The sequence below is a fragment of the Virgibacillus profundi genome, from assembly GCF_002287375.1.
Classification (GTDB): Bacteria; Bacillota; Bacilli; order Bacillales; family Amphibacillaceae; genus Virgibacillus_K; species Virgibacillus_K profundi.
Genome location: NZ_NPOA01000037.1, coordinates 1 through 1379, shown reverse-complemented (window position 1 = coordinate 1379; position 1379 = coordinate 1). Strand labels below are relative to the sequence as shown.

General features: G+C 47.9%; 9 tRNA genes and 2 rRNA genes. All 11 read right to left on the bottom strand.

Features of this window, described 5'->3' with window-relative positions:
• Nucleotides 1–119: ribosomal RNA gene (locus tag CIL05_RS21445) — 16S ribosomal RNA — on the bottom strand; the annotation flags it as partial.
• 221 nt (nt 120–340) lie between these two features.
• Nucleotides 341–416 (bottom strand) — tRNA-Ala (locus CIL05_RS21440).
• Nucleotides 417–431: 15 nt separating this feature from the next.
• A tRNA-Pro gene (locus CIL05_RS21435) sits at nt 432–508 on the bottom strand.
• Between the two features lie 10 nt (nt 509–518).
• A tRNA-Arg gene (locus tag CIL05_RS21430) sits at nt 519–595 on the bottom strand.
• A gap of 1 nt (nt 596) precedes the next feature.
• A tRNA-Leu gene (locus CIL05_RS21425) sits at nt 597–685 on the bottom strand.
• Nucleotides 686–692: 7 nt separating this feature from the next.
• A tRNA-Gly gene (locus tag CIL05_RS21420) sits at nt 693–767 on the bottom strand.
• Nucleotides 768–783: 16 nt separating this feature from the next.
• Nucleotides 784–868, bottom strand: a tRNA-Leu gene (locus CIL05_RS21415).
• A 3-nt stretch (nt 869–871) separates the two neighbouring features.
• Nucleotides 872–947, bottom strand: a tRNA-Lys gene (locus tag CIL05_RS21410).
• Between the two features lie 74 nt (nt 948–1021).
• Nucleotides 1022–1097 (bottom strand) — tRNA-Thr (locus CIL05_RS21405).
• A gap of 7 nt (nt 1098–1104) precedes the next feature.
• Nucleotides 1105–1180: transfer RNA gene (locus tag CIL05_RS21400), tRNA-Val, on the bottom strand.
• Nucleotides 1181–1259: 79 nt separating this feature from the next.
• Nucleotides 1260–1375: ribosomal RNA gene (rrf, locus tag CIL05_RS21395) — 5S ribosomal RNA — on the bottom strand.
• Between the last annotated feature and the right edge of the window lie 4 nt (nt 1376–1379).

The following is a 1379-nucleotide window of genomic DNA, read 5'->3' as shown; positions in this document are numbered from 1 at the left end:
CGCCGCTCGTTCCACAAGTTCACACCCCGAAGGGTGATCCCTTGCTTCCCGCGCTCGACTTGCATGTATTAGGCACGCCGCCAGCGTTCGTCCTGAGCCAAGATCAAACTCTCCAAAAAAGTTTGAATAGAATCGACACCAATCGATCCTATCAATTGTCTTAGCTTTTCAGAAGTGTTACCTTCTGATTTTAGTTTAAGAAAAACAGTCATGTTTCTCTTGACATACTGGTTGTTTTGTTCAGTTTTCAAGGAGCAAATTTCTTGTCGCTCTCAAATTGGCGACTTAATTAATATAACACGCTGACTTAATGATGTCAATAGTGTTTTATGATTTTATTTGGTGGAGCCTAGCGGGATCGAACCGCTGACCTCCTGCGTGCAAGGCAGGCGCTCTCCCAGCTGAGCTAAGGCCCCATATAAAAGTTTAAATGGTCGGGAAGACAGGATTCGAACCTGCGACCCCTTGGTCCCAAACCAAGTGCTCTACCAAGCTGAGCTACTTCCCGAAAAAATAAATGGCGCGCCCGAGAGGAGTCGAACCCCTAACCTTCTGATCCGTAGTCAGACACTCTATCCAATTGAGCTACGAGCGCATGGTGCCGAGAACCGGAATCGAACCGGTACGGTAGTCACCTACCGCAGGATTTTAAGTCCTGTGCGTCTGCCAATTCCGCCACCCCGGCACACTACTGGAGCGGAAGACGGGATTCGAACCCGCGACCCCCACCTTGGCAAGGTGGTGTTCTACCACTGAACTACTTCCGCTTGTTATATGAAAAAATGGTGCGGGTGAAGGGAATCGAACCCCCACATCCGAAGATACTAGATCCTAAGTCTAGCGCGTCTGCCAGTTCCGCCACACCCGCAAATGGTGAGCCATGGAGGATTCGAACCTCCGACCCTCTGATTAAAAGTCAGATGCTCTACCGACTGAGCTAATGGCTCATGCTTTTATAATTCCATTTGGCTTGTACAACTAAAATGCACCATTCAAATTAAAGAAAAATATTCAATTAAAGTGGTGCCGGCCAGAGGACTTGAACCCCCAACCTACTGATTACAAGTCAGTTGCTCTACCAATTGAGCTAGGCCGGCAATAAAATGGTGGAGGATGCAGGGCTCGAACCTGCGACCCCCTGCTTGTAAGGCAGGTGCTCTCCCAGCTGAGCTAATCCTCCAAACACAACATTTGTGTTAATACATATGCTATGACGAAATTCCATGTACTTAATGTATTTCCTTAAAATTAACTTGAATGCCTGGCGACGTCCTACTCTTGCAGGGACAAAGTCCCAACTACCATCGGCGCTGAAGAGCTTAACTTCTGTGTTCGGTATGGGAACAGGTGTGACCTCTTCGCTATTGCTACCAGACATT